The organism is Pseudomonas putida (assembly GCF_002906855.1).
Classification (GTDB): domain Bacteria; phylum Pseudomonadota; class Gammaproteobacteria; order Pseudomonadales; family Pseudomonadaceae; genus Aquipseudomonas; species Aquipseudomonas putida_N.
The window spans coordinates 1287197-1313110 of record NZ_MINI01000028.1; the positions used below are offsets into that span (position 1 = coordinate 1287197).

At 62.7% G+C, this 25914-nt stretch carries 20 protein-coding genes and 6 tRNA genes; 25 read left to right on the plus strand and 1 reads right to left on the minus strand.

Annotated features, from left to right (window positions below; all coding sequences use genetic code 11):
• Positions 1 to 308: 308 nt before the first annotated feature.
• The 21 genes from BGP85_RS06410 to mgtE all read left to right on the plus strand — a co-directional run bounded on the left by BGP85_RS06410 (position 309) and on the right by mgtE (position 19629).
• On the plus strand, positions 309 to 1094 hold the full coding sequence (locus tag BGP85_RS06410) for an ABC transporter substrate-binding protein (RefSeq protein WP_103446424.1): 786 nt from the start codon (positions 309 to 311) through the stop codon (positions 1092 to 1094).
• Between the two features lie 91 nt (positions 1095 to 1185).
• A complete protein-coding gene (locus BGP85_RS06415; RefSeq protein ID WP_027921088.1) occupies positions 1186 to 1875 on the plus strand; it encodes an ABC transporter permease in 690 nt (229 codons plus the stop codon).
• Positions 1872 to 2570, plus strand: a complete 699-nt coding sequence (locus BGP85_RS06420) for an ABC transporter permease (protein WP_027921089.1) — start codon at positions 1872 to 1874, stop codon at positions 2568 to 2570. Before BGP85_RS06415 ends, BGP85_RS06420 begins: the two co-directional genes overlap by 4 nt.
• 22 nt (positions 2571 to 2592) lie before the next feature.
• Positions 2593 to 3357: an ABC transporter ATP-binding protein gene (locus tag BGP85_RS06425; RefSeq protein WP_103446425.1), complete on the plus strand. Its 765-nt coding sequence runs from the start codon at positions 2593 to 2595 to the stop codon at positions 3355 to 3357.
• A 100-nt stretch (positions 3358 to 3457) separates the two neighbouring features.
• Entirely contained in the window at positions 3458 to 4438 is a 981-nt protein-coding gene (argR, locus tag BGP85_RS06430; RefSeq protein WP_103446426.1) for a transcriptional regulator ArgR, read from the plus strand.
• Between the two features lie 339 nt (positions 4439 to 4777).
• Positions 4778 to 5998: an aspartate aminotransferase family protein gene (locus BGP85_RS06435; RefSeq protein WP_103446427.1), complete on the plus strand. Its 1221-nt coding sequence runs from the start codon at positions 4778 to 4780 to the stop codon at positions 5996 to 5998.
• 139 nt (positions 5999 to 6137) lie between these two features.
• Positions 6138 to 7157, plus strand: coding sequence for an arginine/ornithine succinyltransferase subunit alpha (aruF, locus tag BGP85_RS06440; RefSeq protein WP_103446428.1), 1020 nt, complete (start codon positions 6138 to 6140; stop codon positions 7155 to 7157).
• Positions 7158 to 7223: 66 nt separating this feature from the next.
• Positions 7224 to 8252 (plus strand): arginine N-succinyltransferase, encoded by a 1029-nt coding sequence (astA, locus tag BGP85_RS06445; protein ID WP_103446429.1) that lies wholly within the window; start codon positions 7224 to 7226, stop codon positions 8250 to 8252.
• Positions 8253 to 9716, plus strand: coding sequence for a succinylglutamate-semialdehyde dehydrogenase (gene astD / locus BGP85_RS06450; RefSeq protein WP_103446430.1), 1464 nt, complete (start codon positions 8253 to 8255; stop codon positions 9714 to 9716). It abuts the gene before it with no gap.
• A 23-nt stretch (positions 9717 to 9739) separates the two neighbouring features.
• Complete coding sequence (astB, locus tag BGP85_RS06455; protein ID WP_103446431.1) at positions 9740 to 11089, plus strand: N-succinylarginine dihydrolase; 1350 nt, start codon at positions 9740 to 9742, stop codon at positions 11087 to 11089.
• A 14-nt stretch (positions 11090 to 11103) separates the two neighbouring features.
• Positions 11104 to 11394, plus strand: coding sequence for a topoisomerase II (locus BGP85_RS06460; RefSeq protein WP_103446432.1), 291 nt, complete (start codon positions 11104 to 11106; stop codon positions 11392 to 11394).
• 10 nt (positions 11395 to 11404) lie between these two features.
• A complete protein-coding gene (gene astE / locus BGP85_RS06465) occupies positions 11405 to 12412 on the plus strand; it encodes a succinylglutamate desuccinylase (protein ID WP_103446433.1) in 1008 nt (335 codons plus the stop codon).
• Between the two features lie 307 nt (positions 12413 to 12719).
• Positions 12720 to 15344 carry an alanine--tRNA ligase gene (alaS, locus tag BGP85_RS06470; RefSeq protein ID WP_181004464.1) on the plus strand — a complete coding sequence of 875 codons (2625 nt, stop codon included), beginning with the start codon at positions 12720 to 12722 and terminating at the stop codon, positions 15342 to 15344.
• Between the two features lie 85 nt (positions 15345 to 15429).
• Entirely contained in the window at positions 15430 to 16665 is a 1236-nt protein-coding gene (locus BGP85_RS06475) for an aspartate kinase (protein ID WP_085675858.1), read from the plus strand.
• A 165-nt stretch (positions 16666 to 16830) separates the two neighbouring features.
• Positions 16831 to 17019 carry a carbon storage regulator CsrA gene (csrA, locus tag BGP85_RS06480; protein WP_003254503.1) on the plus strand — a complete coding sequence of 63 codons (189 nt, stop codon included), beginning with the start codon at positions 16831 to 16833 and terminating at the stop codon, positions 17017 to 17019.
• Between the two features lie 72 nt (positions 17020 to 17091).
• A tRNA-Ser gene (locus BGP85_RS06485) sits at positions 17092 to 17182 on the plus strand.
• A gap of 105 nt (positions 17183 to 17287) precedes the next feature.
• A tRNA-Arg gene (locus BGP85_RS06490) sits at positions 17288 to 17364 on the plus strand.
• A 73-nt stretch (positions 17365 to 17437) separates the two neighbouring features.
• Positions 17438 to 17514: transfer RNA gene (locus tag BGP85_RS06495), tRNA-Arg, on the plus strand.
• Between the two features lie 71 nt (positions 17515 to 17585).
• Positions 17586 to 17662: transfer RNA gene (locus tag BGP85_RS06500), tRNA-Arg, on the plus strand.
• 70 nt (positions 17663 to 17732) lie between these two features.
• A tRNA-Arg gene (locus BGP85_RS06505) sits at positions 17733 to 17809 on the plus strand.
• Between the two features lie 377 nt (positions 17810 to 18186).
• Positions 18187 to 19629 (plus strand): magnesium transporter, encoded by a 1443-nt coding sequence (gene mgtE, locus BGP85_RS06510; RefSeq protein WP_103446435.1) that lies wholly within the window; start codon positions 18187 to 18189, stop codon positions 19627 to 19629.
• A gap of 96 nt (positions 19630 to 19725) precedes the next feature.
• Here the strand turns inward: mgtE and BGP85_RS06515 are convergent, their stop codons facing one another.
• The gene (locus BGP85_RS06515) at positions 19726 to 20052 is read right to left on the minus strand and encodes an Arc family DNA-binding protein (RefSeq protein WP_003254499.1); all 327 of its coding nucleotides are present in this window, start codon (positions 20050 to 20052) and stop codon (positions 19726 to 19728) included.
• A 348-nt stretch (positions 20053 to 20400) separates the two neighbouring features.
• Here BGP85_RS06515 and phnN point away from each other — a divergent pair, with 348 nt between their 5' ends.
• The 4 genes from phnN (at position 20401) to BGP85_RS06540 (ending at position 25913) form a co-directional block, all read left to right on the plus strand.
• A complete protein-coding gene (gene phnN / locus BGP85_RS06525) occupies positions 20401 to 20988 on the plus strand; it encodes a phosphonate metabolism protein/1,5-bisphosphokinase (PRPP-forming) PhnN (protein WP_103446437.1) in 588 nt (195 codons plus the stop codon).
• A 128-nt stretch (positions 20989 to 21116) separates the two neighbouring features.
• A tRNA-Arg gene (locus tag BGP85_RS06530) sits at positions 21117 to 21191 on the plus strand.
• Between the two features lie 204 nt (positions 21192 to 21395).
• Positions 21396 to 22373, plus strand: a complete 978-nt coding sequence (locus BGP85_RS06535; RefSeq protein WP_103446438.1) for a TauD/TfdA family dioxygenase — start codon at positions 21396 to 21398, stop codon at positions 22371 to 22373.
• A 144-nt stretch (positions 22374 to 22517) separates the two neighbouring features.
• Complete coding sequence (locus tag BGP85_RS06540) at positions 22518 to 25913, plus strand: non-ribosomal peptide synthetase (protein ID WP_103446439.1); 3396 nt, start codon at positions 22518 to 22520, stop codon at positions 25911 to 25913.
• Position 25914: the final 1 nt, after the last annotated feature.

Below are 25914 nucleotides of genomic sequence, written 5' to 3' on the forward strand. Positions count from 1 at the left end.
TGCACTTGCCGTATTGCAAGGGTTTGCCAATAATAGGCCCGGTAATTGCTTGGCTTACAGGTTATTTCTCTCGAGCTCTTGCATGTTTTGCAAAAGCTGTCAACATCGCCCGCCGCGATTTCAAGCGCTTCTGTAAGTAGTTGTCGCTTTGAAGAAATATCGACTACCGGGCTGTCGTTAAAATGCCACTCACTCGCTCGTGGTCTGCGACCTTGGTCGAACCCTGCGCGGCTCGCGTTGTACCCATTCGCATATCGGGCAGTTGTTACCCCCTGCCTCGTATTGCCCCGTACCGATGGAGTTACCTGATGAAGAAGCTCGCACTGCTTGGCGCCCTGGCGCTTTCCGTGTTTTCCCTGGTATCGCAGGCCGATGAAAAACCGTTGAAGATCGGCATCGAGGCCGCCTACCCACCGTTCGCCTTCAAGCAGCCGGACGGCAGCATCGCCGGTTTCGACTACGACATCGGCAACGCCCTGTGTGAAGAGATGAAGGCCAAGTGCACCTGGGTCGAGCAAGAGTTCGACGGCCTGATCCCGGCGCTCAAAGTGCGCAAGATCGACGCCATCCTTTCGTCCATGTCGATCACCGATGATCGCAAGAAGTCGGTCGACTTCACCAAGCGCTACTACCTGACCCCAGCGCGCCTGGTCATGAAGGACGGCACCACCGTCAGCGACAGCCTCGACGAACTCAAGGGCAAGAAGATCGGCGTGCAGCGCGGCTCGATCCACGACCGCTTCGCCAAGGAAGTGCTGGCTCCGAAGGGCGCTACCGTCGTTCCATACGGCACCCAGAACGAAATCTACCTCGACGTTGCCGCCGGCCGCCTGGACGGTACCGTGGCCGATGCCACCCTGCTCGAAGACGGCTTCCTGAAAACCGACGCCGGCAAGGGCTTTGCTTTCGTCGGCCCATCGTTCACCGACGTGAAGTACTTCGGTGACGGCGTCGGTATCGCCGTGCGCAAGGGCGACGACGCCAACCGCGAGCGCATAAACAAGGCCATCGATGCCATCCGCGCCAACGGCAAGTACAAAGAAATCGAGAAGAAGTACTTCAACTTCGACATCTACGGTCCAGACTCGAACTAAGACGTCGGGTTTCACCTGTGTAATGGTGCAAACAGCAGAGGCTCTGAGGTTTGCACCATTTTTCATTCCCAAGCCCTGAGGAATCCCAATCATGTTGAAAGGCTATGGGGCAGTCATCCTCGACGGGGCGTGGCTGACGCTACAGCTCGCCCTGTCGTCGATGGCCCTGGCCATCGTCCTAGGCCTGATCGGCGTGGCGCTGCGTTTGTCGCCGGTGCGCTGGCTGGCCTGGCTGGGGGATCTGTATTCCACGGTGATCCGTGGCATCCCCGACCTGGTCCTGATCCTGCTGATCTTCTACGGCGGCCAGGACATCATCAACCGGGTGGCGCCGCTGCTCGGCTATGACGACTACATCGACCTGAATCCGCTGGTAGCCGGTATCGGCACGCTGGGCTTCATTTTCGGTGCGTACCTGTCGGAAACCTTCCGTGGTGCGTTCCTCGGTATCCCCAAGGGCCAGGCCGAAGCCGGCGTGGCCTATGGCATGAGCGCGCGCCAGGTGTTCTTCCGCATCCAGGTGCCGCAGATGATCCGCCTTGCCATCCCGGGCTTCACCAACAACTGGCTGGTGTTGACCAAGGCCACGGCGCTGATTTCGGTGGTCGGCCTGCAGGACATGATGTTCAAGGCCAAGCAGGCGGCCGACGCCACCCGCGAGCCTTTCACCTTCTTCCTGGCCGTGGCCGCGCTGTACCTGGTGATCACCAGTATTTCGCTGCTGGCGCTGAAGTATCTGGAGCGCCGCTACTCGGTAGGCGTCAAGGTGGCTGAACTATGATTTTCGACTACAACGTCGTCTGGGAAGCCATGCCGCTGTACCTCGGCGGCCTGCTGACCACCCTCAAGCTGCTGGCGCTGTCGCTGCTGTTCGGCCTGCTGGCGGCGATTCCGCTGGGCCTGATGCGCGTCTCCAAGCAGCCGCTGGTGAACATGGGCGCCTGGCTGTACACCTACGTGATCCGCGGCACGCCGATGCTGGTGCAGTTGTTCCTGATCTACTACGGCCTGGCCCAGTTCGAGGCGGTACGCGAGAGCATCTTCTGGCCGTGGCTGTCCAGCGCGACCTTCTGCGCCTGCCTGGCCTTCGCCATCAACACCAGCGCCTACACCGCAGAAATCATCGCCGGCAGCCTCAAGGCCACGCCCCATGGCGAGATCGAGGCGGCCAAGGCCATGGGCATGTCGCGCATGAAGATGTACCGACGCATCCTGCTGCCATCGGCCCTGCGCCGGGCGCTGCCGCAGTACAGCAACGAAGTCATCATGATGCTGCAGACCACCAGCCTGGCGTCGATCGTCACCCTGATCGACATCACCGGTGCCGCACGCACGGTCAATGCCCAGTATTACCTGCCTTTCGAGGCCTACATCACGGCGGGCGTGTTCTACCTGTGCCTGACCTTCATCCTCGTGCGCCTGTTCAAGATGGCCGAACGCCGCTGGCTCGGCTACCTGGCGCCGCGCAAGCACTGAACGCTCTGTGAGAACCGACAGCATGTACAAACTCGAAGTCCAAGACCTGCACAAGCGCTATGGCAGCCATGAAGTGCTCAAGGGCGTGTCCCTGGCGGCCAAGGCAGGCGACGTGATCAGCATCATCGGCTCAAGCGGTTCGGGCAAGTCGACCTTCCTGCGCTGCATCAACCTGCTCGAGCAACCCCATGCAGGCAAGATCCTGCTCAACAACGAAGAGCTCAAGCTGGTACCGGGCAAGGATGGCGCACTCAAGGCCTCCGACCCGCGTCAGCTGCAGCGCATGCGCTCGCGCCTGTCGATGGTGTTCCAGCATTTCAACCTGTGGTCGCACATGACTGCGCTGGAGAACATCATCGAAGCTCCGGTGCATGTGCTGGGGATGAACAAGAAGGAAGCCCTGGAGAAGGCCGAGCACTACCTGGCCAAGGTTGGTGTGGCGCACCGCAAGGATGCTTTCCCAGGCCACATGTCCGGTGGCGAGCAACAACGTGTGGCAATTGCCCGGGCCCTGGCCATGGAGCCAGAGGTTATGCTCTTCGACGAACCGACTTCGGCGCTCGACCCCGAGCTGGTAGGGGATGTGCTCAAGGTCATGCAGGCCCTGGCCCAGGAAGGCCGCACCATGGTGGTGGTGACTCACGAAATGGGCTTTGCCCGCGAAGTGTCGAACCAGCTGGTGTTCCTGCACAAAGGCCTGGTCGAAGAAACCGGCTGCCCGCGTGAAGTGCTGGCCAATCCGCAATCGGAGCGGCTCAAGCAGTTCCTCTCCGGCAGCTTGAAGTAAAACGCTGCACCTTTGCACCAGAATAGGGCATGCTGCGCAGCGAGCGCAGCCTGACCCGGCGCCACAGACTCGAACGAACCCAGGTTTCGGACCGTACCCTATGACCACCCAGCGAATCGGTTTTCTCATCTGGCCAAGCACCAAGCCTTTGACCCTGGCGCTGGCGGAGGAAGTGTTGCGGGTGGCCCAGCGGGTGCATCCGGAAGTGGTCTACGAGATCGTCTTCCTCCAGGTAGAGCCTGCCGAGGAGGGCGCCTGGCGCCTGCCGGGCGAGCCGTGGAACGGGCGCCTGGAAGGTTGCCACAAGCTTTTCCTGCTGGCTGACGATCTGCCCCAGGCGGTGGGCTCGGCGCTTTCGACGGCGCTCAAGCAACTGGCGCGCAGTGGTTGCATGATCGGTGGCCTGTCCGCCGGGGTGTACCCGCTGGCCATGCTCGGGCTGCTCGACGGTTATCGAGCTGCGGTGCATTGGCGCTGGCAGGACGACTTTGCCGAGCGCTTCCCCAAGGTGATTGCCACCAGCCACTTGTTCGACTGGGATCGTGACCGCCTGACCGCCTGTGGTGGCATGGCCGTTACCGACCTGCTGCTGGCGGTGCTGGCCCGCGATCATGGGGCGGAGCTTGCCGGGGCGGTGTCCGAGGAGCTGGTGGTCGAGCGCATCCGCGAAGGAGGCGAGCGCCAGCGCATTCCGTTGCAGAACCGCCTTGGCTCAAGTCATCCGAAGCTGACCCAGGCTGTGCTGTTGATGGAAGCCAACATCGAAGAGCCGCTGACCACCGACGAAATCGCCCAGCATGTCTGCGTATCGCGCCGCCAGCTGGAGCGGATCTTCAAGCAGTACCTTAACCGCGTGCCGAGCCAGTATTACCTGGAGCTGCGGCTGAACAAGGCGCGGCAGATGCTGATGCAGACCAGCAAGTCGATCATCCAGATCGGCTTGTCCTGTGGCTTCTCCTCGGGGCCGCATTTCTCCAGCGCCTATCGCAACTTCTTCGGCGCCACGCCGCGGGAAGACCGCAACCAGCGGCGCAGCAGCAGCCCGTTCGAACTGAGCTCGGCGCCCGCCGAAAAAGGCTGAGGTTTTTGTGGGGGCTGGGGTGTATGCCTTGGGTCTGGCAGTGGCGCTGAAATCGAGCGCCGCCCGCGCGGCGCTCGATTTCAGCCACAACACAACAACAGCGACGTGCACCTGCTGCTCCGCCCCGAATTGCCTGTGCACACCCGTTCACCCAGCCCCCTCTCTCCCGTACACTGCGCGATTGCGACAGTGTTTGTCGCATTGCCGAAAGCCTTGGTAAAACTGGGTTTTGCGCTGTAACAAGTTGTCGCTTGGCCGCAAGGACAGGCGCGGATCAGTCCTTACAATCCCCCCATCGCTCGCCACTTCCAGGCCAGCGTTCCTCTTCAGGAGACTCAGATGTCCGTTGAGCAAGCCCCGGTGCAACGTGCCGATTTCGACCAGGTCATGGTTCCCAACTATTCTCCGGCGGCCTTCATTCCTGTGCGAGGCGAGGGTTCCCGCGTCTGGGACCAGTCGGGTCGCGAGCTCATCGACTTTGCCGGCGGCATTGCGGTGAACGCCCTGGGCCACTGCCACCCGGCACTGGTCAAGGCCCTGACCGAACAGGCCAACACCCTCTGGCACGTCTCCAACGTCTTCACCAATGAGCCGGCCCTGCGCCTGGCGCACAAGCTGGTCGATGCCACCTTTGCCGACCGTGCGTTCTTCTGCAACTCCGGCGCCGAGTCCAACGAGGCCGCCTTCAAGCTGGCCCGCCGCGTTGCCCACGACCGCTTCGGCCCTGAGAAGCACGAGATCATCGCGACCGTGAACAGCTTCCATGGCCGCACCCTGTTCACCGTCAGCGTCGGTGGCCAGCCGAAGTACTCGGACGGCTTCGGCCCGAAGATCACCGGCATCAGCCACGTGCCGTACAACGACCTGGAAGCGCTGAAGGCACAGATTTCCGACAAGACCTGCGCCGTGGTGATCGAGCCGATCCAGGGCGAGAGCGGTGTGGTGCCTGCCGACAAGGCCTACCTGGAAGGCGCGCGCAAGCTGTGCGACGAGCACAACGCCCTGCTGATCTTCGACGAAGTGCAGACCGGCGTCGGCCGCACCGGCTCGTTGTATGCTTACCAGCACTACGGTGTGACCCCGGACATCCTGACCAGCGCCAAGAGCCTGGGCGGCGGTTTCCCGATCGGCGCCATGCTGACTACCACCGACATCGCCAAGCACTTGGCCGTTGGCACCCACGGCACCACCTACGGCGGCAACCCGCTGGGCTGCGCCGTCGCCTGTGCCGTACTGGATGTGGTCAACACCCCGGAAACCCTGGCTGGCATCAAGGCCAAGCACGAGCGTTTCAAGTCCCGCCTGGAGAAGATCGGCCAACAGTACGGCCTGTTCAGCCAGGTGCGTGGCGTCGGCCTGCTGATCGGTTGCGTGCTGACCGAAGCCTGGCAGGGCAAGGCCAAGGACGTGCTCAACGCCGCTGAAAAACAAGGCGTGATGGTGTTGCAGGCGGGCCCTGATGTGGTCCGCTTCGCCCCAAGCCTGGTGGTCGAAGATGCCGACATCGACGAAGGCCTGGACCGCTTCGAACGCGCTGTGGCGCAACTGACCAAGGGCTGATCGGCCTGCGGTCCGTTCACCGCCCCGGGCGCTTCGCGGCGCCGGGGCGGTGAACCCCGAATTCCAGTGCGGGTGCTGATGTGCCCGCCGTTTTTCCGTGCCGTCCTGAATGGCCCCTTTTTTTCAAAGGAGTGACACCATGCTGGTGATGCGCCCCGCGCAAATGGCTGATCTGAACGAAGTGCAGCGCATGGCTGCCGACAGCCCCGTTGGTGTCACCTCGCTGCCGGACGATGCCGCCCGCCTGGGCGACAAGATTGCCGCCTCGGAAACCTCTTTCGCGGCCGAAGTCAGTTTCAACGGTGAAGAGAGCTACTTCTTCGTGCTTGAGGACAGCGAGACCGGCCAGCTTGCTGGCTGCTCGGCCATCGTTGCCTCGGCCGGCTACTCCGAGCCGTTCTACAGCTTCCGCAACGAGACCTTCGTGCATGCCTCGCGCGAGCTGAAGATCCACAACAAGATTCATGTCCTGTCGCTGTGCCACGACCTCACCGGCAACAGCTTGCTGACCAGCTTCTATGTGCTGCCGGAACTGGTGAACAGCGGCTGGGCCGAGCTCAACTCCCGTGGCCGTCTGCTGTTCATGGCCTCGCACCCGGAGCGCTTCGCCGATTCGGTGGTCACCGAAATCGTCGGCTACAGCGACGAGCAGGGCGAATCGCCGTTCTGGGATGCCATCGGCCGTAACTTCTTCGACCTCAACTACGCCCACGCCGAGCGCCTGTGCGGCCTGAAGAGCCGCACCTTCCTCGCCGAGCTGATGCCGCATTACCCGATCTACGTGCCACTGCTGCCTGATGAAGCGCAGGAAGCCATGGGCCAGGTGCACCCGCGGGCGCAGATCACCTTCGACATCCTCATGCGCGAAGGCTTCGAGACCGAGCATTACATCGACATCTTCGACGGTGGCCCGACCCTGCATGCGCGTACCTCGGGCATCCGTTCGATTGCCCAGAGCCGCGTGGTGCCGGTCAAGGTGGACGACACCCCGGTCAAGGGCGGGCGCCCGTACCTGGTGTGTAACGGCCAGTTGCAGGATTACCGCGCAGTGCTGCTGGAGCTGGACTGGGTGCCGGGCAAGCCGGTCAGCCTGAGCAGCCAGGCGGCCGAGGCCCTGGGGGTCGGCGAAGGTGCCAGCGTGCGCCTGGTCGCCGCCTGAGCCGCGGCGCGCAAGCCGGAACAATGAGTTTCGCGGCAGGCACTGGCCACCGCACAAGGAGATAGCATGATCGTTCGTCCTGTACGCAGCAGCGATTTACCCGCGCTGATCGAATTGGCCCGCAGCACCGGCACCACCGGGTTGACCACCCTGCCGGCCAACGAGGAGCGCCTTGGCCACCGCGTCGGCTGGGCGGAAAAGAGCTTCCGCGGCGAAGCCGAGCGCGGCGACACTGATTACCTGTTCGTGCTGGAGAACGATGAAGGCCTGGTGGTCGGCATCAGCGCCATCGCCGGGGCAGTGGGCCTGCGTGAACCCTGGTACAACTACCGGGTCGGCCTGACCGTCAGCGCCTCCCAGGAGCTGAAGATCTACCGCGAAATCCCCACGCTGTTCCTGGCCAACGACCTGACCGGCAACTCCGAGCTGTGCTCGCTGTTCCTGCGCAGCGATTACCGCTCCGGGCTCAACGGCCGCCTGCTGTCGCGTGCACGCATGCTGTTCATTGCCGAGTTCCCTGAACTGTTCGGCAACAAAATCATCGCTGAAATGCGCGGCATGTCCGATGAGCAAGGCCGTTCACCGTTCTGGGAGAGCCTGGGCCGGCACTTCTTCAAGATGGAGTTCAGCCAGGCCGACTACCTTACTGGCGTCGGCAACAAGTCCTTCATCGCCGAGCTGATGCCCAAATTCCCGCTGTACACCTGCTTCCTGTCCGAGGCTGCACGCAATGTCATCGGCCGTGTGCACACCGACACCGAGCCTGCGCTGGCGATGCTCAAGCAGGAAGGCTTCAGCTATCAGGGCTACGTCGACATCTTCGACGCCGGCCCGGCCATCGAATGCGAGACCTCGAAGATCCGCGCCGTGCGCGAGAGCGAGACCCTGGTGCTGGCCGTGGGCACGCCAGGTGATGACGCGACCCCTTACATCATCCACAACCGCAAGCGCGACGACTGCCGCATCACGGCAGCGCCGGCGCGCCTGGCCGCCGGTACTCTGGTGGTCGACCAGCAGACCGCCAAGCGCCTGCGCATGGGCGCCGGTGACAACGTACGCGCCGTGCCGCTGTCGGCAAGCCGGGAGGCCCAGTAAATGACCACGCATTACATCGCAGGCAACTGGCTCGCTGGCCAGGGCGAAGCCCTGCAGTCGCTCAACCCGGTAACCCAGGCTGTCGTCTGGCAAGGGCAGGGCGCCGACGCCGGCCAGGTTGACGCAGCCGTCAAGGCGGCCCGCCAGGCGTTCCCGGCCTGGGCGCAACTGAGCCTGGAAGCGCGCATCGACGTGCTGGAGAAGTTTGCCGAGCAGTTGAAGCAGCATGCCGAGGCGCTGGCTCACTGCATCGGTGAGGAAACCGGCAAGCCGCTATGGGAATCGGCCACGGAAGTCACCAGCATGGTCAACAAGGTGGCGATCTCGGTGCAGAGCTACCGCGAGCGTACCGGCGAGAAGAGCGGCCCGCTGGCCGATGCCACGGCCGTGCTGCGGCACAAGCCCCATGGCGTGGTGGCGGTGTTCGGCCCTTACAACTTCCCCGGCCATTTGCCCAATGGCCATATCGTGCCGGCACTGCTGGCGGGCAACTGTGTGGTGTTCAAGCCCAGCGAGCTGACCCCCAAGGTCGCCGAGCTGACGGTCAACTGCTGGATTGCCGCCGGCTTGCCGGCCGGTGTCCTCAACCTGGTGCAGGGTGCCCGGGAAACCGGTGTGGCGCTGGCTGCCAATCCGGGGATCGACGGCCTGTTCTTCACCGGTTCCAGTCGCACGGGCAACCTGCTGCACCAGCAGTTCGCCGGCCGCCCGGACAAGATCCTCGCCCTGGAAATGGGCGGCAACAACCCGCTGCTGGTGGATGAGGTCAAAGACCTCGACGCCGCGGTGTACACCATCATCCAGTCGGCGTTCATTTCTGCCGGTCAGCGCTGCACCTGTGCCCGCCGTCTGCTGGTGCCGCAGGGTGCCTGGGGCGATACACTGGTGGCGCGGCTGGTCGAGGTGTGCCGGAGCATTACAGTCGGGGCCTTCGACCAGCAGCCGCCGCCGTTCATGGGCTCGGTGATCTCGCTGCAGGCCGCGCAGGCACTGATCGCGGCCCAGGCCGAGCTGCTGGCCAAGGGCGCCGTGAAGCTGCTGGAAATGACCCAGCCCCAGGCCGACGCCGCGCTGCTGACGCCCGGCATTCTCGATGTCACCGCCGTGGCCGATCGCCCGGACGAAGAGTTCTTTGGCCCGCTGCTGCAGGTGATCCGCTACGCCGACTTCGATGCCGCCATCGACGAGGCCAACAACACCCAGTACGGCCTGGCCGCCGGCCTGTTGTCCGATTCCCGTGCGCGCTACCAGTACTTCTGGCTGCGCAGCCGTGCCGGTATCGTCAACTGGAACAAGCAGCTGACCGGCGCCGCCAGCAGCGCGCCGTTCGGTGGCGTGGGTGCCAGTGGCAACCACCGCGCCAGTGCCTATTACGCAGCCGATTACTGCGCTTACCCCGTGGCTTCGCTGGAGACCGCCAGCCTTGCCTTGCCGGCGACCCTGACGCCGGGCGTCACCCTATAACAACAGGTCACGGAGCCTAGCCGATGAAATCCTATGAAGTGAATTTTGATGGCCTGGTGGGGCCTACCCACAATTACGGCGGCCTGTCCTACGGTAACGTGGCTTCACAGAGCAACAGCCAGCAAGGGTCCAACCCGCGGGAAGCGGCACGCCAGGGCCTGGCCAAGATGAAAGCGCTGGCCGACATGGGCTTCAAGCAGGGCGTGCTGGCACCGCAGGAGCGCCCAGACGTGGCCGCCCTGCGCCGCCTGGGGTTCGGCGGCAGCGATGCCGAGGTGATCCAGCGTGCCGCCAAGGAGGCCATGCCACTGCTGGTCGCCAGCTGCTCGGCCTCGAGCATGTGGGTGGCCAACGCCGCCACCGTCAGCCCGAGCGCCGACACCGCCGATGGCCGTGTGCACTTCACCGCCGCCAACCTCAACTGCAAGTACCACCGCAGCATTGAGCACCCGACCACCAGCCGCGTGCTGGCGGCGATGTTCAACAACGAGAAGCACTTTGCCCACCATGAAGCCCTGCCTGCCGTGGCACAGTTCGGCGACGAGGGCGCGGCCAACCACACGCGCTTCTGCCGCGAATACGGCGAGGCCGGGGTGGAGTTCTTCGTCTATGGCCGCAGTGCCTTCGACAGCCGCTACCCCGCACCGCAGAAGTACCCGGCGCGACAGACCCTGGAGGCCTCCCAGGCCGTGGCCAGGCTGCACGGCCTGAGCGATGACGGAGTGGTCTACGCTCAACAGAACCCGGCAGTGATTGACCAGGGTGTGTTCCACAACGACGTGATTTCGGTCGGTAACGGTGAAGTGCTGTTCTACCACGAGGACGCTTTCCTCGAGACCGACGCGGTGCTTGGCCAACTGCAGGCTAAACTGGCCAGCAAGGGTGGCAACTTCCAGGCCATCCGTGTGCCACGTGCGGCGGTGACGGTAGAGGATGCAGTGCGCTCCTACCTGTTCAACAGCCAGCTGCTCAGCCGTGACGATGGCTCGATGCTGCTGGTAGTGCCGGAAGAGTGCCGCAACAACGAGCGGGTCTGGGCTTACCTGAGCCAGCTGACCGCCCAGGGCGGCGCGGTGAAAGAGGTCAAGGTGTTCGACCTCAAGCAGAGCATGCAGAACGGCGGTGGCCCGGCGTGCCTGCGTTTGCGCGTGGCATTGAAGGAGTCGGAACTGGCGGCGGTCAATCCAGGCGTTATCATGACCGCCCCGCTGTACGAGACCTTGGTGCAGTGGGTCGACAAGCACTACCGCGATCGCCTTGGCGAAGCCGACCTTGCCGACCCGCAGCTGCTGCTGGAGTGCCGTACCGCACTGGATGAATTGACCCAGATACTGAAGTTGGGCTCGGTGTACCCGTTCCAACGCCAACCTTGAAGAGAGAATTTGTAATGACCGACGCCCTGCGCCTGATCCTCGAAGATGTAGACGGCACCCAGCTGGAAACCTCCTGCACCCGTTTTGCCATTGTCTGGCAAGGCAAGGAAGTGTGGGTTCAGCAGGACGGCCGTGGCCAGCTGCTGATCGGGGTGGATGTCGAGGAGGGCGATGCCGAATACGCCAACCTGCTGCTGCGCCCGATGGCCACCAACCTGGTCAGCCTGCAGCTGGAAATGGAACCGGCGGAAGTCGGCGACGATGACGATCATGTCCATGGCCCCGACTGCGGCCACCATCACTAAGGAAGCGCCTATGCTCGCCCTTGGCAAATTGCTCGAGCTGACCCTGACCGATCACGAGCCGGCCGAGAAGACTCAAGTGACACCCAAGGGCGTGCGGTTGCGCTGGCTGGGGGAGGGCGCACTGGAAGTGCGTCCGCCCGAAAGCGAGGATTGTGGGCTTGACCTGCTGCTTTCGGCCGGTATCCACGGCAACGAGACAGCACCGATCGAACTGCTCGAAAGGCTGCTTCATGGCGTGGCCAACGGCAAGATCAAGCCACGTGCGCGGATTCTGTTCCTGTTCGGCAACCCGGTCGCCATTCGCAAGGGTGAGCGTTTCGTGGAGCAGGACATCAACCGGTTGTTCAACGGTCGTCACGAGCTTTCCAGTGGCTTCGAGGCATTGCGTGCGGCCGAGCTGGAGCAGTTCGCCCGGGTGTTCTTCAGCAAGCCTGAGCGCACCCGCCTGCATTACGACCTGCATACCGCCATTCGTGGCTCCAAAATCGAGCAGTTCGCCCTGTACCCCTACAAAGAGGGGCGCAAGCATTCCCGCCGCGAGCTGGCCCGCCTGGCTGCTGCCGGCATGGAGGCGGTGCTGTTGCAGAGCAAGTCGTCGATCACCTTCAGTGCCTTCACCTACGAACAGCTGGATGCCGAGGCATTCACCCTGGAGCTGGGCAAGGCACGGCCGTTCGGGCAGAACGAGCAGGTCAACCTCGACAAGCTTGAAGAGCGCCTGATCCACATCATCGAAGATACCGAACCCGAGATCGACGGCTCGCTGGATGGCCTCAAGCTGTTCAGCGTCGCTCGCGAGATCATCAAGCACAGCGACAGCTTCCACCTGCACCTGCCGGCGGACATCGAGAACTTCTCCGAGCTGAGCAAGGGTTACCTGCTGGCCGAGGACCTGGCCGAGATGCGCTGGGTGGTCGAGGAGGAGGGGGCGCGGATCATCTTCCCCAATCCCAGGGTCAAGAATGGCCTGCGCGCCGGCATCCTGATCGTGCCTGACTCGGGGCAGCGCCTGGGCTGAAATTGGCGTCGCCCGCGAGGCCGGCGACGCGTTTTTCGGATCCGATCCCGGATGAAAACCTTTTAATTCACCGCCTGTTCCATTTTCCCTTCCCTTGGGCGGTAATTGGCTTGCCAGTGGCGAAAGGCTGCATTTAGCATCCGGTCATGTCATTTTCGTTTGCAAGCGCCTTAAAAGCCGTCCAATCGACGCTTTCTATCGCATAAACACACTGCACCGAGATTGCAGGACCGATATAATGCGGCCCTTTGCCGTCGTTTCGTCGACGTGTTTGCCCCCAAGGGCCGCCGTTTCCGTGGAAGAACCTATGAAAAGCGCAGAAATCCGTGAAGCCTTCCTTCGCTTCTTCGAAGAGCAGGGCCATACCCGAGTCGCCTCCAGTTCGCTGATCCCGAACAACGACCCGACCCTGCTGTTCACCAACGCTGGCATGAACCAGTTCAAGGACTGCTTCCTCGGTGCCGAGAAGCGTGCCTACACCCGCGCTGTCAGCAGCCAGAAGTGTGTGCGTGCCGGTGGCAAGCACAACGACCTGGAAAACGTCGGCTACACCGCGCGTCACCACACCTTCTTCGAAATGCTGGGCAACTTCAGCTTCGGTGACTATTTCAAGCGCGACGCGATCACCTTCGCCTGGACCTTCCTGACCTCGGACAAGTGGCTGAACCTGCCCAAGGAAAAGCTCTGGGTCACCGTCTACGCCTCTGACGACGAAGCCTACGACATCTGGACCAAGGAAGTCGGCGTGCCGGCCGAGCGCATGGTGCGCATCGGTGACAACAAAGGCGCCCCGTACGCCTCCGACAACTTCTGGACCATGGGCGACACCGGCCCGTGCGGCCCATGCACCGAGATCTTCTACGATCACGGCGCCGAAATCTGGGGCGGCCCACCCGGCTCGCCGGAAGAAGACGGCGACCGCTACATCGAGATCTGGAACAACGTCTTCATGCAGTTCAACCGCACCGCCGACGGCGTGCTGCACCCGCTGCCAGCGCCGTCGGTGGACACCGGCATGGGCCTGGAGCGCATCAGTGCGGTCATGCAGCACGTGCACTCGAACTACGAGATCGACCTGTTCCAGAACCTGCTGTGCGCCGCGGCCAAGGCCATCGGTTGCAGCAACGACGGCCAGGCTTCGCTGAAAGTGGTGGCCGACCACATCCGTTCCTGCGGCTTCCTGATTGCCGACGGCGTACTGCCGTCCAACGAAGGCCGTGGCTATGTGCTGCGTCGTATCATTCGCCGCGCTTGCCGTCACGGCAACAAGCTGGGCGCCAAGGGCAGCTTCTTCTACCAGATCGTCGCCGCCCTGGCCGCCGAGATGGGCGAGGCCTTCCCAGAGCTGCAGAGCCAGCAGGCGCACATCGAGCGCGTGCTCAAGGCTGAAGAAGAGCAGTTCGCCAAGACCCTGGAGCAAGGCCTGCGCATCCTCGAGCAGGACCTGGCCCAGCTCAAGGGCGACGTGGTCCCGGGCGACGTGGTGTTCAAGCTGTACGACACCTACGGCTTCCCGATGGACCTGACCGCCGACATCGCCCGCGAGCGCGAGCTGACCATCGACGAAGCCGGCTTCGAGCGTGAAATGGAAGCCCAGCGCGAACGTGCCCGCTCCGCCAGCAGCTTCGGCATGGACTACAACAGCCTGGTCAAGGTCGACAGCGCCACCGAGTTCCTCGGTTATGACGCCACCGAAGGCCAGGGTAAGATCATCGCTCTGTACAAGGACGGCCAGGCCGTCGACCAGCTGGGCGAAGGCGAGCAGGGCGTCGTGGTCCTCGATCGCACTCCGTTCTACGCCGAATCCGGTGGCCAGATCGGTGACACCGGCTTCCTGCAGGCCGGCGCTGCACGCTTCGACGTGCGTGACACCACCAAGACTGGCGGTGCCTTCCTGCACCACGGCGTGGTCGCCCGCGGCGCGCTGGTCATTGGCTCGCCGGTCGAGGCCAAGGTCGATGCCGACGTGCAGCACGCCACCTCGCTGAACCACTCGGCCACTCACCTGCTGCACGAAGCGCTGCGTCAGGTACTGGGCGAGCACGTACAGCAGAAGGGCTCGCTGGTCGACAGCCAGCGCCTGCGTTTCGACTTCAGCCACTTTGAAGCGGTGAAGCCGGAGCAGATCAAGCAGCTGGAAGACATCGTCAACCGTGAAGTGCGCAAGAACACCCCGGTTGAAACCGAGCTGACCGATATCGAAACCGCCAAGGCCAAGGGTGCCATGGCCCTGTTCGGTGAGAAGTACGGTGATACCGTGCGCGTACTGAGCATGGGCGGCGATTTCTCCGTCGAGCTGTGCGGCGGTATCCACGCCAAGCGCACCGGCGATATCAGCCTGTTCAAGATCATCAGCGAAGGCGGCGTGGCTTCGGGCGTACGCCGGATCGAAGCGGTTACCGGTGCCGCTGCACTGGCCTACCTGAACGCTGCCGAAGAGCAGGTCAAGGAAGCCGCTCAGCTGGTCAAGGGCAACCGTGACAACCTGATCGACAAGCTGTCGGCTGTGCTCGAGCGCAACCGCCAGCTGGAAAAGCAGCTAGAGCAGCTGCAGGCCAAGGCCGCCAGCGCCGCCGGGGACGATCTCTCCAATGCGGCCGTTGAGGTCAAGGGTGCCAAGGTGCTTGCCGCCCGCCTGGATGGGCAGGATGGCAAGGCACTGCTGGCGCTGGTCGATCAGCTGAAGAACAAGCTCGGCCACGCAGTGATCCTGCTGGGCAGCGAGCATGAGGGCAAGGTCGTGCTGGTGGCCGGCGTGACCAAAGACCTCTCCAGCCAACTCAAGGCTGGTGACCTGATGAAACAAGCCGCTGCGGCAGTGGGTGGCAAGGGCGGTGGCCGTCCGGACATGGCCCAGGGTGGTGGCGTCGATGTCGCTGCACTGGACCAGGCCCTGGCGCTGGCCGTGCCGTTCGCAGAGCAGGGACTTTGAGATGAAGGGGCCGGCGGTCTAGTCGCCGGCCCCTTCATGTTGGATGGTTTTTTTGAGGCCCGGTACGGGCTGAGGCACCATTGAAATGGCGTTGATCGTACAGAAATTTGGCGGCACCTCTGTCGGTTCCATCGAGCGGATCGAGCAGGTAGCCGAAAAGGTCAAGAAACACCGTGAAGCGGGCGACGACCTGGTGGTTGTGCTGTCGGCCATGAGCGGTGAAACCAATCGCCTGATCGATCTGGCCAAGCAGATCACCGATCAGCCGGTTCCGCGTGAACTGGATGTGATCGTGTCGACCGGTGAGCAGGTCACCATTGCCCTGCTGACCATGGCCTTGATCAAGCGTGGTGTGCCAGCGGTGTCCTACACCGGCAACCAGGTACGCATCCTCACCGACAGCGCGCACAACAAGGCGCGCATCCTGCAGATCGACGACCAGAAGATCCGTGCCGACCTCAAGGAAGGTCGCGTGGTCGTGGTAGCCGGTTTCCAGGGTGTCGACGAGCACGGCAGTATCACCACCCTCGGCCGTGGTGGCTCCGACACCACCGGCGTGGCCCTGGCGGCTGCGCTGAAAGCTGACGAGTGCCAGATCTACACCGACGTCGATGGCGTCTACACCACCGACCCGCGTGTCGTGCCACAGGCCCGCCGCCTGGAGAAGATCACTTTCGAAGAGATGCTGGAAATGGCCAGCCTCGGTTCCAAGGTGCTGCAGATCCGTTCGGTGGAGTTCGCCGGCAAGTACAACGTTCCGCTGCGCGTGCTGCACAGCTTCAAGGAGGGTCCAGGTACCCTCATTACCATTGATGAAGAGGAATCCATGGAACAGCCGATCATTTCCGGTATCGCCTTCAACCGTGATGAAGCCAAGCTGACCATTCGTGGCGTACCGGATACCCCGGGCGTTGCCTTCAAGATCCTCGGCCCGATCAGCGCTTCGAACATCGAAGTGGACATGATCGTGCAGAACGTTTCGCACGATAACACCACCGACTTCACCTTCACCGTACACCGCAACGAGTACGAGAAGGCCCACAGCGTGCTGGAAAACACCGCACGTGAAATCGGTGCCCGTGAAGTGATCGGCGACACCAAGATCGCCAAGGTGTCGATCGTCGGTGTCGGCATGCGCTCCCACGCGGGGGTTGCCAGCCGCATGTTCGAAGCCTTGGCCAAGGAGAGCATCAATATCCAGATGATCTCCACCTCCGAAATCAAGGTCTCGGTGGTCATTGAAGAGAAGTACCTGGAGCTGGCCGTACGCGCGCTGCACACCGCGTTCGAACTCGACGCTCCTGCCCGACAGGGCGAGTAACGCCTTGCTCGGAGGGCGCGGCTTGGCCGCGCCCTTCGCGTTTCTGGTCGCCACGCAGGCCCTGTCCTGCCGGCGAGGCGATCATCCAGGCTGTGTGTCGTCGTCCACGACTGGCCTGACATCCCAAGACTGAAATCCCTGAATGTTTTGCGTAAGGAGAAAGCTATGTTGATTCTGACTCGTCGGTGCGCCGAGAGCCTGATCATTGGAGACGGCGAGATCACCGTGACGGTGCTCGGCGTCAAAGGCAACCAGGTGCGTATTGGTGTCAGCGCCCCTAAAGAAGTGGCTGTTCACCGCGAGGAAATCTACCTGCGGATCAAGAAGGAGAAGGATGAAGAGCCAAGCCTTTAATTTTTTTGAAGTTTTTTTCAAAAAAAGGGTTGCAAAGGTGAAAGAGGTTCTTTAATATTCGCCTCGTGTTGCGGTGAGGTGGCCGAGTGGCCGAAGGCGCTCCCCTGCTAAGGGAGTATACCTCATAAGGGTATCGGGGGTTCGAATCCCCCCTTCACCGCCATTATTTGCGTAGGGCGCTGTAAGCAGTAGGAACACTAAGTCGTTGAAGTTAAACGAAAAAGTTCTTGCAAATATGTTTCAGCGAACTATCATGCGCGGCAATACTGGACTCATAGCTCAGCTGGATAGAGTACTCGGCTACGAACCGAGCGGTCGCAGGTTCGAATCCTGCTGAGTCCACCACTTTTGAAGTGGCTTTGTTTGCAAGGCTGCTTCAAATCAACCAGTGGTAATCTGGTCTAAAAATACCAATCGCGGACTCATAGCTCAGCTGGATAGAGTACTCGGCTACGAACCGAGCGGTCGCAGGTTCGAATCCTGCTGAGTCCGCCACTTTTTGAAGTGGCTCTGCTTGCAAAGTCGCTTCACCCGCCAGCGGTATCTGGTTTGAAACTGCCAACCACGGACTCATAGCTCAGCTGGATAGAGTACTCGGCTACGAACCGAGCGGTCGCAGGTTCGAATCCTGCTGAGTCCACCACTTTTGAAGTGGCTCTGCTTGCAAAGACGCTTCACCCACCAGTGGTAATCTGGTCTAAAACTACCACCACGGACTCATAGCTCAGCTGGATAGAGTACTCGGCTACGAACCGAGCGGTCGCAGGTTCGAATCCTGCTGAGTCCACCATACAATCAAGAAGCCCGCTCAATTGAGCGGGCTTTTTGTTTTCTATTTCACTGCTTTGTCAGTGATGCCTGACTAGACTGCACAGTAACCCGCTCGACAGACTTTTGCGCGGCGGATGTGTTTTTTATTGCTCGCCCGCCGTCGCACTGATGGCTTCGAGCATTGTCCCAGCTTTATCGCGCAAACGATTGTTCTGGCCAAAATTTTAAGCGATCTGACAGCTTAGGCAGTGTATGATTGCGCCCGTCAGCCCCGCCGGGGCTTGTGGAAAACCACCATGGACTTACCCAGTAGTTACTCCTTAACAAGATTCATACAGCTAGATCTGACTGATTGATTCTCCCGGCGTGCTCCGCTGCTGGGAGTGGAGTTCGCCTATGACTGAAGTAGAAGTAAAGAAAGCGCAAGAAAGCCTGCAGGATCGCCTGGCCCAGGTGGTCGAACTGCTGCAGCGCCAACGTGTGGTAGAAGACCTGACCCACCGTCAGGAAGGTCAGCACAATGACCTGGTGGAGAATCTTGTCCACCGCCAGAACCTGGTTGACCTGCAGCGCAAGCTGGACGACCTGCACCCTGCCGACGTCGCCTATATCCTCGAAGCCCTGCCCCTGCAAGACCGCCTGACGGTCTGGCAGCTGGTGCGCTCGGATCGTGACGGCGACATCCTCCTCGAAGTTTCCGACTCTGTTCGTCAATCGCTGATCGCCGACATGGACGATCACGAGATCCTGGCTGCCGCCAAGGAAATGGACGCTGACGAACTGGCCGACCTGGCGCCAGAGCTGCCACGCGATGTCGTCCACGAGCTGATGGAAAGCCTCGATGCCCAGCAGCGCGAGCGTGTGCGCTCGGCGCTGAGCTACGACGAGGAGCAGGTCGGTGCGCTGATGGACTTCGAGATGGTCACCATCCGCGAAGACGTCAGCCTGGAAGTGGTACTGCGTTACCTGCGGCGCCTGAAGGAGCTGCCCAACCATACCGACAAGCTATTCGTGGTCGACTATGAAGGCATCCTCAAGGGCGTGCTGCCGATCAAGCGCCTGCTGGTCAACGACCCGGAGAAGAAGGTAGCGGAGGTCATGGCGACCGACCCGGTATCCTTCCAGCCCGAGGAAGATGCCTACGATGCGGCGCAAGCCTTCGAGCGTTATGACTTGGTATCGGCGCCGGTAGTCGATAAGGCCGAGCGCCTGATTGGCCGTCTGACCATCGACGAGATGGTCGACCTGATCCGTGAGGAGAGCGAGAGCGAAGTGCTCAACATGGCGGGTCTGCGCGAGGAGGAGGACATTTTCGCCTCGGTCTGGCGCTCGTTCCGCAACCGTTGGGCATGGCTGGCAATCAACCTCATTACCGCCTTCGTTGCTTCTCGCGTGATCGGCCTGTTCGAGGGCTCGATTGAAAAACTGGTAGCGTTGGCTGCGCTGATGCCGATCGTTGCCGGTATTGGTGGCAACTCGGGTAACCAGACTATCACCATGATCGTCCGTGCCATGGCGCTGGACCAGGTATCGCCGGGCAATACCAGCCGCTTGATGCGCAAGGAGTTGGCGGTATCGCTGATCAACGGCCTGGTGTGGGGCGGCGTGATTGGTGCAGTGGCGTTCTGGCTGTATGGCAGTTGGTCGCTGGGTGTGGTGATGACAGCAGCGATGACTTTGAACCTGTTGCTGGCGGCGTTGATGGGGGTGCTGATTCCAATGACCCTGGCCCGCCTGGGGCGTGACCCGGCGATGGGTGCCAGCGTGATGATCACGGCTGTAACCGACAGTGGCGGCTTCTTTATCTTCCTGGGCCTGGCTACACTGTTCTTGCTGTAATGCGATTGGGGTGCCTTGCGCGCCCTTGGTCATTTTGCGGACACAACTAAAAAAGCCAGCTTACGCTGGCTTTTTCGTGTCTGCTTGATGCCGGCCTCAGGAGGCGTCGGCGGCCATTTCCACATCGTGAGCGATGAGGGCCACCAGCGCATTCTGCTGGCGGTGCGACAGCTGGCGGAAACGTTGCAGGAGCTCGCGCTCATGCAGCGACAGCTCCGGGCTGTCCAGGCGCATGCTCAGCTCGTCGCCCAGCGCACCTTCCTGGATAAGGCTCTGCTCCAGGCGCGCGATGATCTCGGAGTTCATGCTGCGGTGATGGTTGCGCGCTACCTCGGCAATGCGCTCACGCATCCCGTCGGGCAGGCGGACGACGAACTTGTCAGCGGTGCGGCTCGAATAAATAGCCTGTTTCATTGGGCGCATATAAATTGACCGGATTTTACTGGTTCAGGGGAAGCGGTTCTCAAATTGGCCGCACGGGGTGGAAGTACGACCGTGGCGACGACAAAATGTTCAACCGTCATAAAAATTTGGATGGTCATCTTGCCTCATGGCCGCCGATTCCTTGGCGTCAATTCTGTGACAAATAGTGAGCTGGATAAAGGCTTTTTGCCAGTACCAATTATCAGAAATGAGCACTGGTTTGAAAAGTTTTGCATTATCCAGCCCGCCGTACCGTCAGCGTTTTGCCGTCAAAAACCTGTAAAACGCAGCAAAGGCCCCAGAAAACACCTAGAATGCGCGGGTTTCCTTCCATAGAGCATAGTGGCTATGCAACATGACGCAAGCGCCCGAGATGGAACCTCAGGCCGCCTGATATTCCTGATAGGACCCTCAGGTTCGGGAAAAGATTCCCTGATCGATGCTTCTCGCGCGCAATTGTCTGCCGCAGGGGTGGAAATTGCCCGTCGTGTGATCACGCGTTCCGCCGAGGCCAAGGGTGAGGCAGCCCATGGCGTCAGCGCGGAGCGGTTCGCGCAGATGTGCGAGGAGGGCGCGTTCGCCATGCACTGGCGAGCTAATGGCCTGGAGTACGGGATCCCGGCCCAGGTGGATCACTGGCTTGCGCAAGGGCACTCGGTGCTGGTGAATGGTTCGCGGGCTTATCTGCCTGAAGCACAGGCGCGCTACCCAGATATGTTGGCCGTTTGCCTGGAAGTGCAACCCGAGGTGCTGCGTCAACGCTTGCTCGCCCGCGGGCGGGAAACTCCGGAGCAAGTCGAGCAGCGCCTGGCGCGCAATGCTCGGCTGCAATTGGAAACTGCGCCGTCGGTCTACCCCCTCGACAATTCAGGTGATCTGGCAACTGCAGTTGCGGCCTTGCTCGATCTGTTGCGTCAGGAAAAGTTGATTGCCTGAGCGGCTCTCAGAAAACCCCTACGTGCAAAAAGCCCGATTCAGGCATGACAAACGGTGGCGGGCTGGTTAACATGCTCGCCGTCCCGCTGTTGCTGCATTCAGTCAGCACGCATGGCTTGCGGGTTTCAGTCCCTGTAGTTTAATGGATAGAACGGGGTCCTCCTAAGACTCTGGTGCAGGTTCGATTCCTGCCGGGGACGCCATCCACGCTAAATCCCTCCCTCTGCCCCTCGTTTCCTTTGCACAAGGCCGACGTGCGCTGCGCGCGCCCGAACCGGAGCTTGCTGTCATTTCATCGAGGGTCGAAGGATGCTTGCCGCCACCTGCTTCAAGGCCAGCCAGGCGCTGCCTGTTGCCAATCAATTGCTGCTCAACCCGCTGCGGCCAGCTGCCGTAAGGGGGAGATCATGAGCACCATACTGGAACTGCTGGCCCGGCCCTTGCTGCCTGGCCAGCGCAGCCTGCCCTTGCTGGTCGAGGCGCCCCACGCCGGCCTGGACCTCAACGAGGCGCTGGAGCCGATCCGCGAGCTGGTCGACCGCCACTTGCTCGACGCCGGCGGCATTCTTTTTCGCGGCTTCGATGTAGGCGGCGCCGAGGCCTTTCGCAGCTTCGCCGGCGGCTTCGGCCATCCGCTGCTGAATTACGAGTTCGGCTCTACCCCGCGCAGCAACGTTACCCAGGGTGTGTACACCTCAACCGAGTACCCGCCGCACCAGAAGATCCCGCTGCACAACGAACAGGCCTACACCCGTGAATGGCCGATGAAGATCTGGTTCTACAGCATGATCGCCGCCGAGAGCGGAGGGGAAACACCTATCGCCGACAGCCGCGAGGTGTTCCGCCGGATCGACCCGCGAATCCACGAGCGTTTCAACCGCCATGGGCTGATGTATGTGCGCAACTTCGGCAATGGCCTGGATGTGCCGTGGGAACAGGTGTTCAACAGTGACGACCCGGCAGTGGTGGAAGCCTACTGTCAGCGCCATGCGATCACCTGCGACTGGAAGGACGACGGCGAGTTGCGCACCCGCCAGATCTGTCAGGCAGTGGCCCGCCACCCGCGAACCGGCGAGGATGTATGGTTCAACCAGGCGCACCTGTTCCATGTGTCCAACCTGCCGCCCGAGGTGCGCGAGAGCCTGCTGGAGGTCGTCGACGAGGAAGACCTGCCACGCAACGTCTACTACGGCGACGGTTCGCCCATCGAAGACTCGATACTCGATGAGGTGCGCGGTGTGCTGGATGAGTGCACTATCGCTTTCCCGTGGCAGGAAGGCGATGTGCTGATGCTCGACAACATGCTCGCTGCCCACGCCCGCAGCACCTTCACCGGCAAGCGCAAGGTGATCGTGGCCATGGCTGAAGGCCACGCTGCGGGCTGAATCAGGTGGCAGCGCAGGGGCCGCCGGCATACCTTCGGGCGCACCGGCGGGTTTTGCATATAGCACCTAAATGCGAGCCGTAATCATTCGTTCAACAGGTATCGCGGAGCCCAGGGCGGCTCCCATCACCGGTTCGGACGACCTATGAGCACCCTCGATCAATCCCTGAAGCTGGCGCGCCGCTTCATTGAACTGCCGCTGGAAAAACGCCGTGTATTCTTCGCCGCCCTGCGCGACGAACAAGTCGATTTCACCAGCTACCCCATCCCCGACTGCAGCGGCATCGCCGGCCGCGACCAGCTCTCCTATGCCCAGCAGCGCATGTGGTTCCTCTGGCAGCTGGAGCCGGCCAGTGCTGCCTACAACCTGCCAGGGGCCGTGCGCCTGCTCGGCAGGCTGGATCACCAGGCGCTGGACCTGGCCTTTGCCGATCTGGTGCAGCGCCACGAGTGCCTGCGCACCACCTTCGACGACGTCGAAGGCCAGGCGTTGCAGCGTATCGGTGACGGTGCGCAGGTGCAGGTTCGCCATGTCGACCTGTCCGCCCTGGATGCAGATCAGCGCCTGCAGCGAACCCGTGAAGAAGTCGCCCGCGAAGCCGGCCAGCCATTCGACCTGCAACAGGGCCCGCTGCTGCGGGTGGCGCTGCTGCAACTGACGGCGGATGAGCATGTGCTGCTGCTGACCATGCACCACATCATTGCCGATGGCTGGTCGATGAACATCCTCATCGAAGAATTCATGCGCTGCCTGGACGCCCGCAGCGCTGGCAACCAGGCCCAATTGCCGGCGCTGGCCGTGCACTATCGCGACTACGCCCTGTGGCAGCGCAGCTGGATGGAAGCCGGCGAGCAGGCCCGCCAGCTCGGCTACTGGCGCGCCCAGCTGGGTGAGGAGCATGAACCACTGGAATTGCCCACCGACCGCCCACGCCCGGCCCAGCCGAGCCATGCCGGTGCGCGCCTGGAGTTCGCCATCGACGCCGAGCTGCGCAGCGGCCTGAAGGCGCTGGCCCAGCGTCAGGGTACGACCTTGTTCGTGGTGCTGCTGGCGGCCTTCAAAACCCTGTTGTACCGCTACAGCGGGCAGGGCGATATCCGCGTCGGCGGCCTGATTGCCAATCGCAACCGCAGTGAGGTCGAGGGCCTGATCGGTTTCTTCGTCAATACCCAGGTGCTGCGCAGCCAGCTGGATGGGCGCCAGACCTTCGAGCAGTTGCTGGCAGCGCTGCGCCAGACCGTCCTCGGCGCCCAGGCCCACCAGGAACTGCCGTTCGATGCGCTGCTGGAGGCGCTGCAGCCCAGCCGCAGCCAGAGCCACAACGCGCTGTTCCAGGTCATGTACAACCACCAGCCGCTGGTCACCGACATTCAGGGCATGCGCCTGGGTTGCGGCCTGCAGCTGGCGCATCTGGACGCCGAACAGAGCGTGGCCGGCGCCCGCAGCCATGCCGCGGCCAGTGACCTGATGCTGGAAACCCGCGAAGAAGGCGAGCGCCTGCTGGCCGCCTTCACCTACGCCACCGATCTGTTCGACGCCGCCACCGTCGAGCGCATGGCCGGCCACTGGCGCAACCTGCTGCGCAGCGTGCTGGCCGACCCGCAACGCCGAATCGGCGAGCTGCCATTGCTCGATGCCGCAGAAACCCGCCAGTTGCAGCGTTGGGCACTGCGCGCACCCGCCCCGCAGGCCTCGGCGGTGGCCCATCAGCGTTTCCAGGCCCAGGCAGCACGCACGCCCGAGGCGGTCGCGCTGGTGCTGGCCGGCGAAGGGCAGGGCGCCAGCCTGAGCTACGCCGAGTTGGAGCGCCGCAGCAACGGCCTGGCCCAGCGCCTGGCGCAGTCGGGTGTCGGCCCCGAGGTGCTGGTCGGTGTGGCACTGGAGCGCTCGCTGGACATGGGGGTTGCCTTGCTGGCGGTGCTCAAGGCCGGCGGAGCCTATGTGCCGCTGGACCCGCAAGCGCCCAGCGAACGCATCGCCCAGGTGTTCGCCGACAGCGGCCTGCGCCTGCTGCTGACCCAATCAAACCAGCTGAGCCAGCTGCCAGTGGCCGATGGTATCGAGGTCCTGTGCCTGGACCAGGCGCAGGGCGAGCAACCTGAGCATGCGCCGCAGGTATCACTGCAGCCCGGCAACCTGGCCTACGTGATCTACACCTCCGGCTCCACCGGCCGCCCCAAAGGCGTCGCCATCAGCCATGGCGCGCTGGACGAGTTCTGCCAACTGGCAACCGACTATTCGCGCCTGACCACGGATGATCGCGTGCTGCAGTTTGCTACCTGCAGCTTCGACGGCTTCGTCGAACAGTTCTACCCACCGCTGTGCGTCGGTGCCCGCGTGGTGCTGCGCGACAGTCGCCTGTGGGACAGCGCCAGTTTCCTGCAGGCATTGGAGCAGCATGGCATCACGCTCGCCGACCTGCCGGCCGCCTACTGGCACATGCTGGTGCAGGATTACGCACGCGAAACGCCACGGGCGTTTGCCGCACTGCGCCAGGTGCATGTCGGCGGCGAAGCCATGGCGTTGGACGGCCTCGATTTGTGGCGCCGCGCCGGCCTGGGCGGCGTGCGCCTGCTCAACACCTATGGCCCGACCGAGGCCACGGTAGTGTCCAGCATCCACGACTGCACGGCGTTGGCGTCGCAGGATGTGTCGTGGCGCGGCATCCCCATTGGCCAAGGCCTCGCCGGGCGCCGCCTGTGCATTCTCGACGGCGAGATGCAGGCAGTGCCGGCCGGTGCCATCGGTGAGCTGTACATCGGTGGGCCCGGCTTGGCGCGCGGTTATCACGGCCAGCCCGCGCTCAGCGCCGAACGCTTCCTGCCCGACCCCGAAGTCCCCGGCGAGCGCCTGTACCGCACCGGTGACCGCGCCCGCTTCGACGTCAGTGGCGCCATTGAATACATCGGCCGCGTCGACCATCAGGTGAAGGTGCGCGGCTTCCGCATCGAGCTTGGCGAAATCGAGATGCGCCTGCAGCAATGCCCTGGCGTACGGGAGGCGGCGGTGCTGGCCCTGGACATGGCCGGCGGGCGGCAATTGGTGGCCTATGTGGTCACCGAAGCCGACGGCGCCAGTGCCGAGGTGCAGCGCCAGGCGATCCGCGAGGGCCTGCGCGCGACACTGCCGGATTACATGGTGCCTGCGCACCTGGTGCTGCTGGAAAAGCTGCCGCTGACCCCCAGCGGCAAGCTCGACCGCAAGGCCTTGCCCGCGCCCGAGCCGAGCCAGCTGCAGGCCAGCTTCCGCGCGCCGGTCAGCGAGCAGGAACAGCAGCTGGCGGCGATCTGGATGGAGGTGTTGCAGGTGCCCCGCGTCGGCCTCGACGACAGCTTCTTCGACCTGGGCGGGCACTCGTTGCTGGCGGCCCAGGTCATTGCCCGGATCAAGTCCGAACTGGGCGTCGCGCTGCCCATGCGAAGCCTGTTCGAACGCCCGCACCTGGCTGCCCTGGCTGAGGAGCTGCAAGCCCTGGGCGGCACCGCCGACGAAGACTGGGCCGACATGGAAGCGTTCATGAATTCACTGGAGGAGGTTTGAG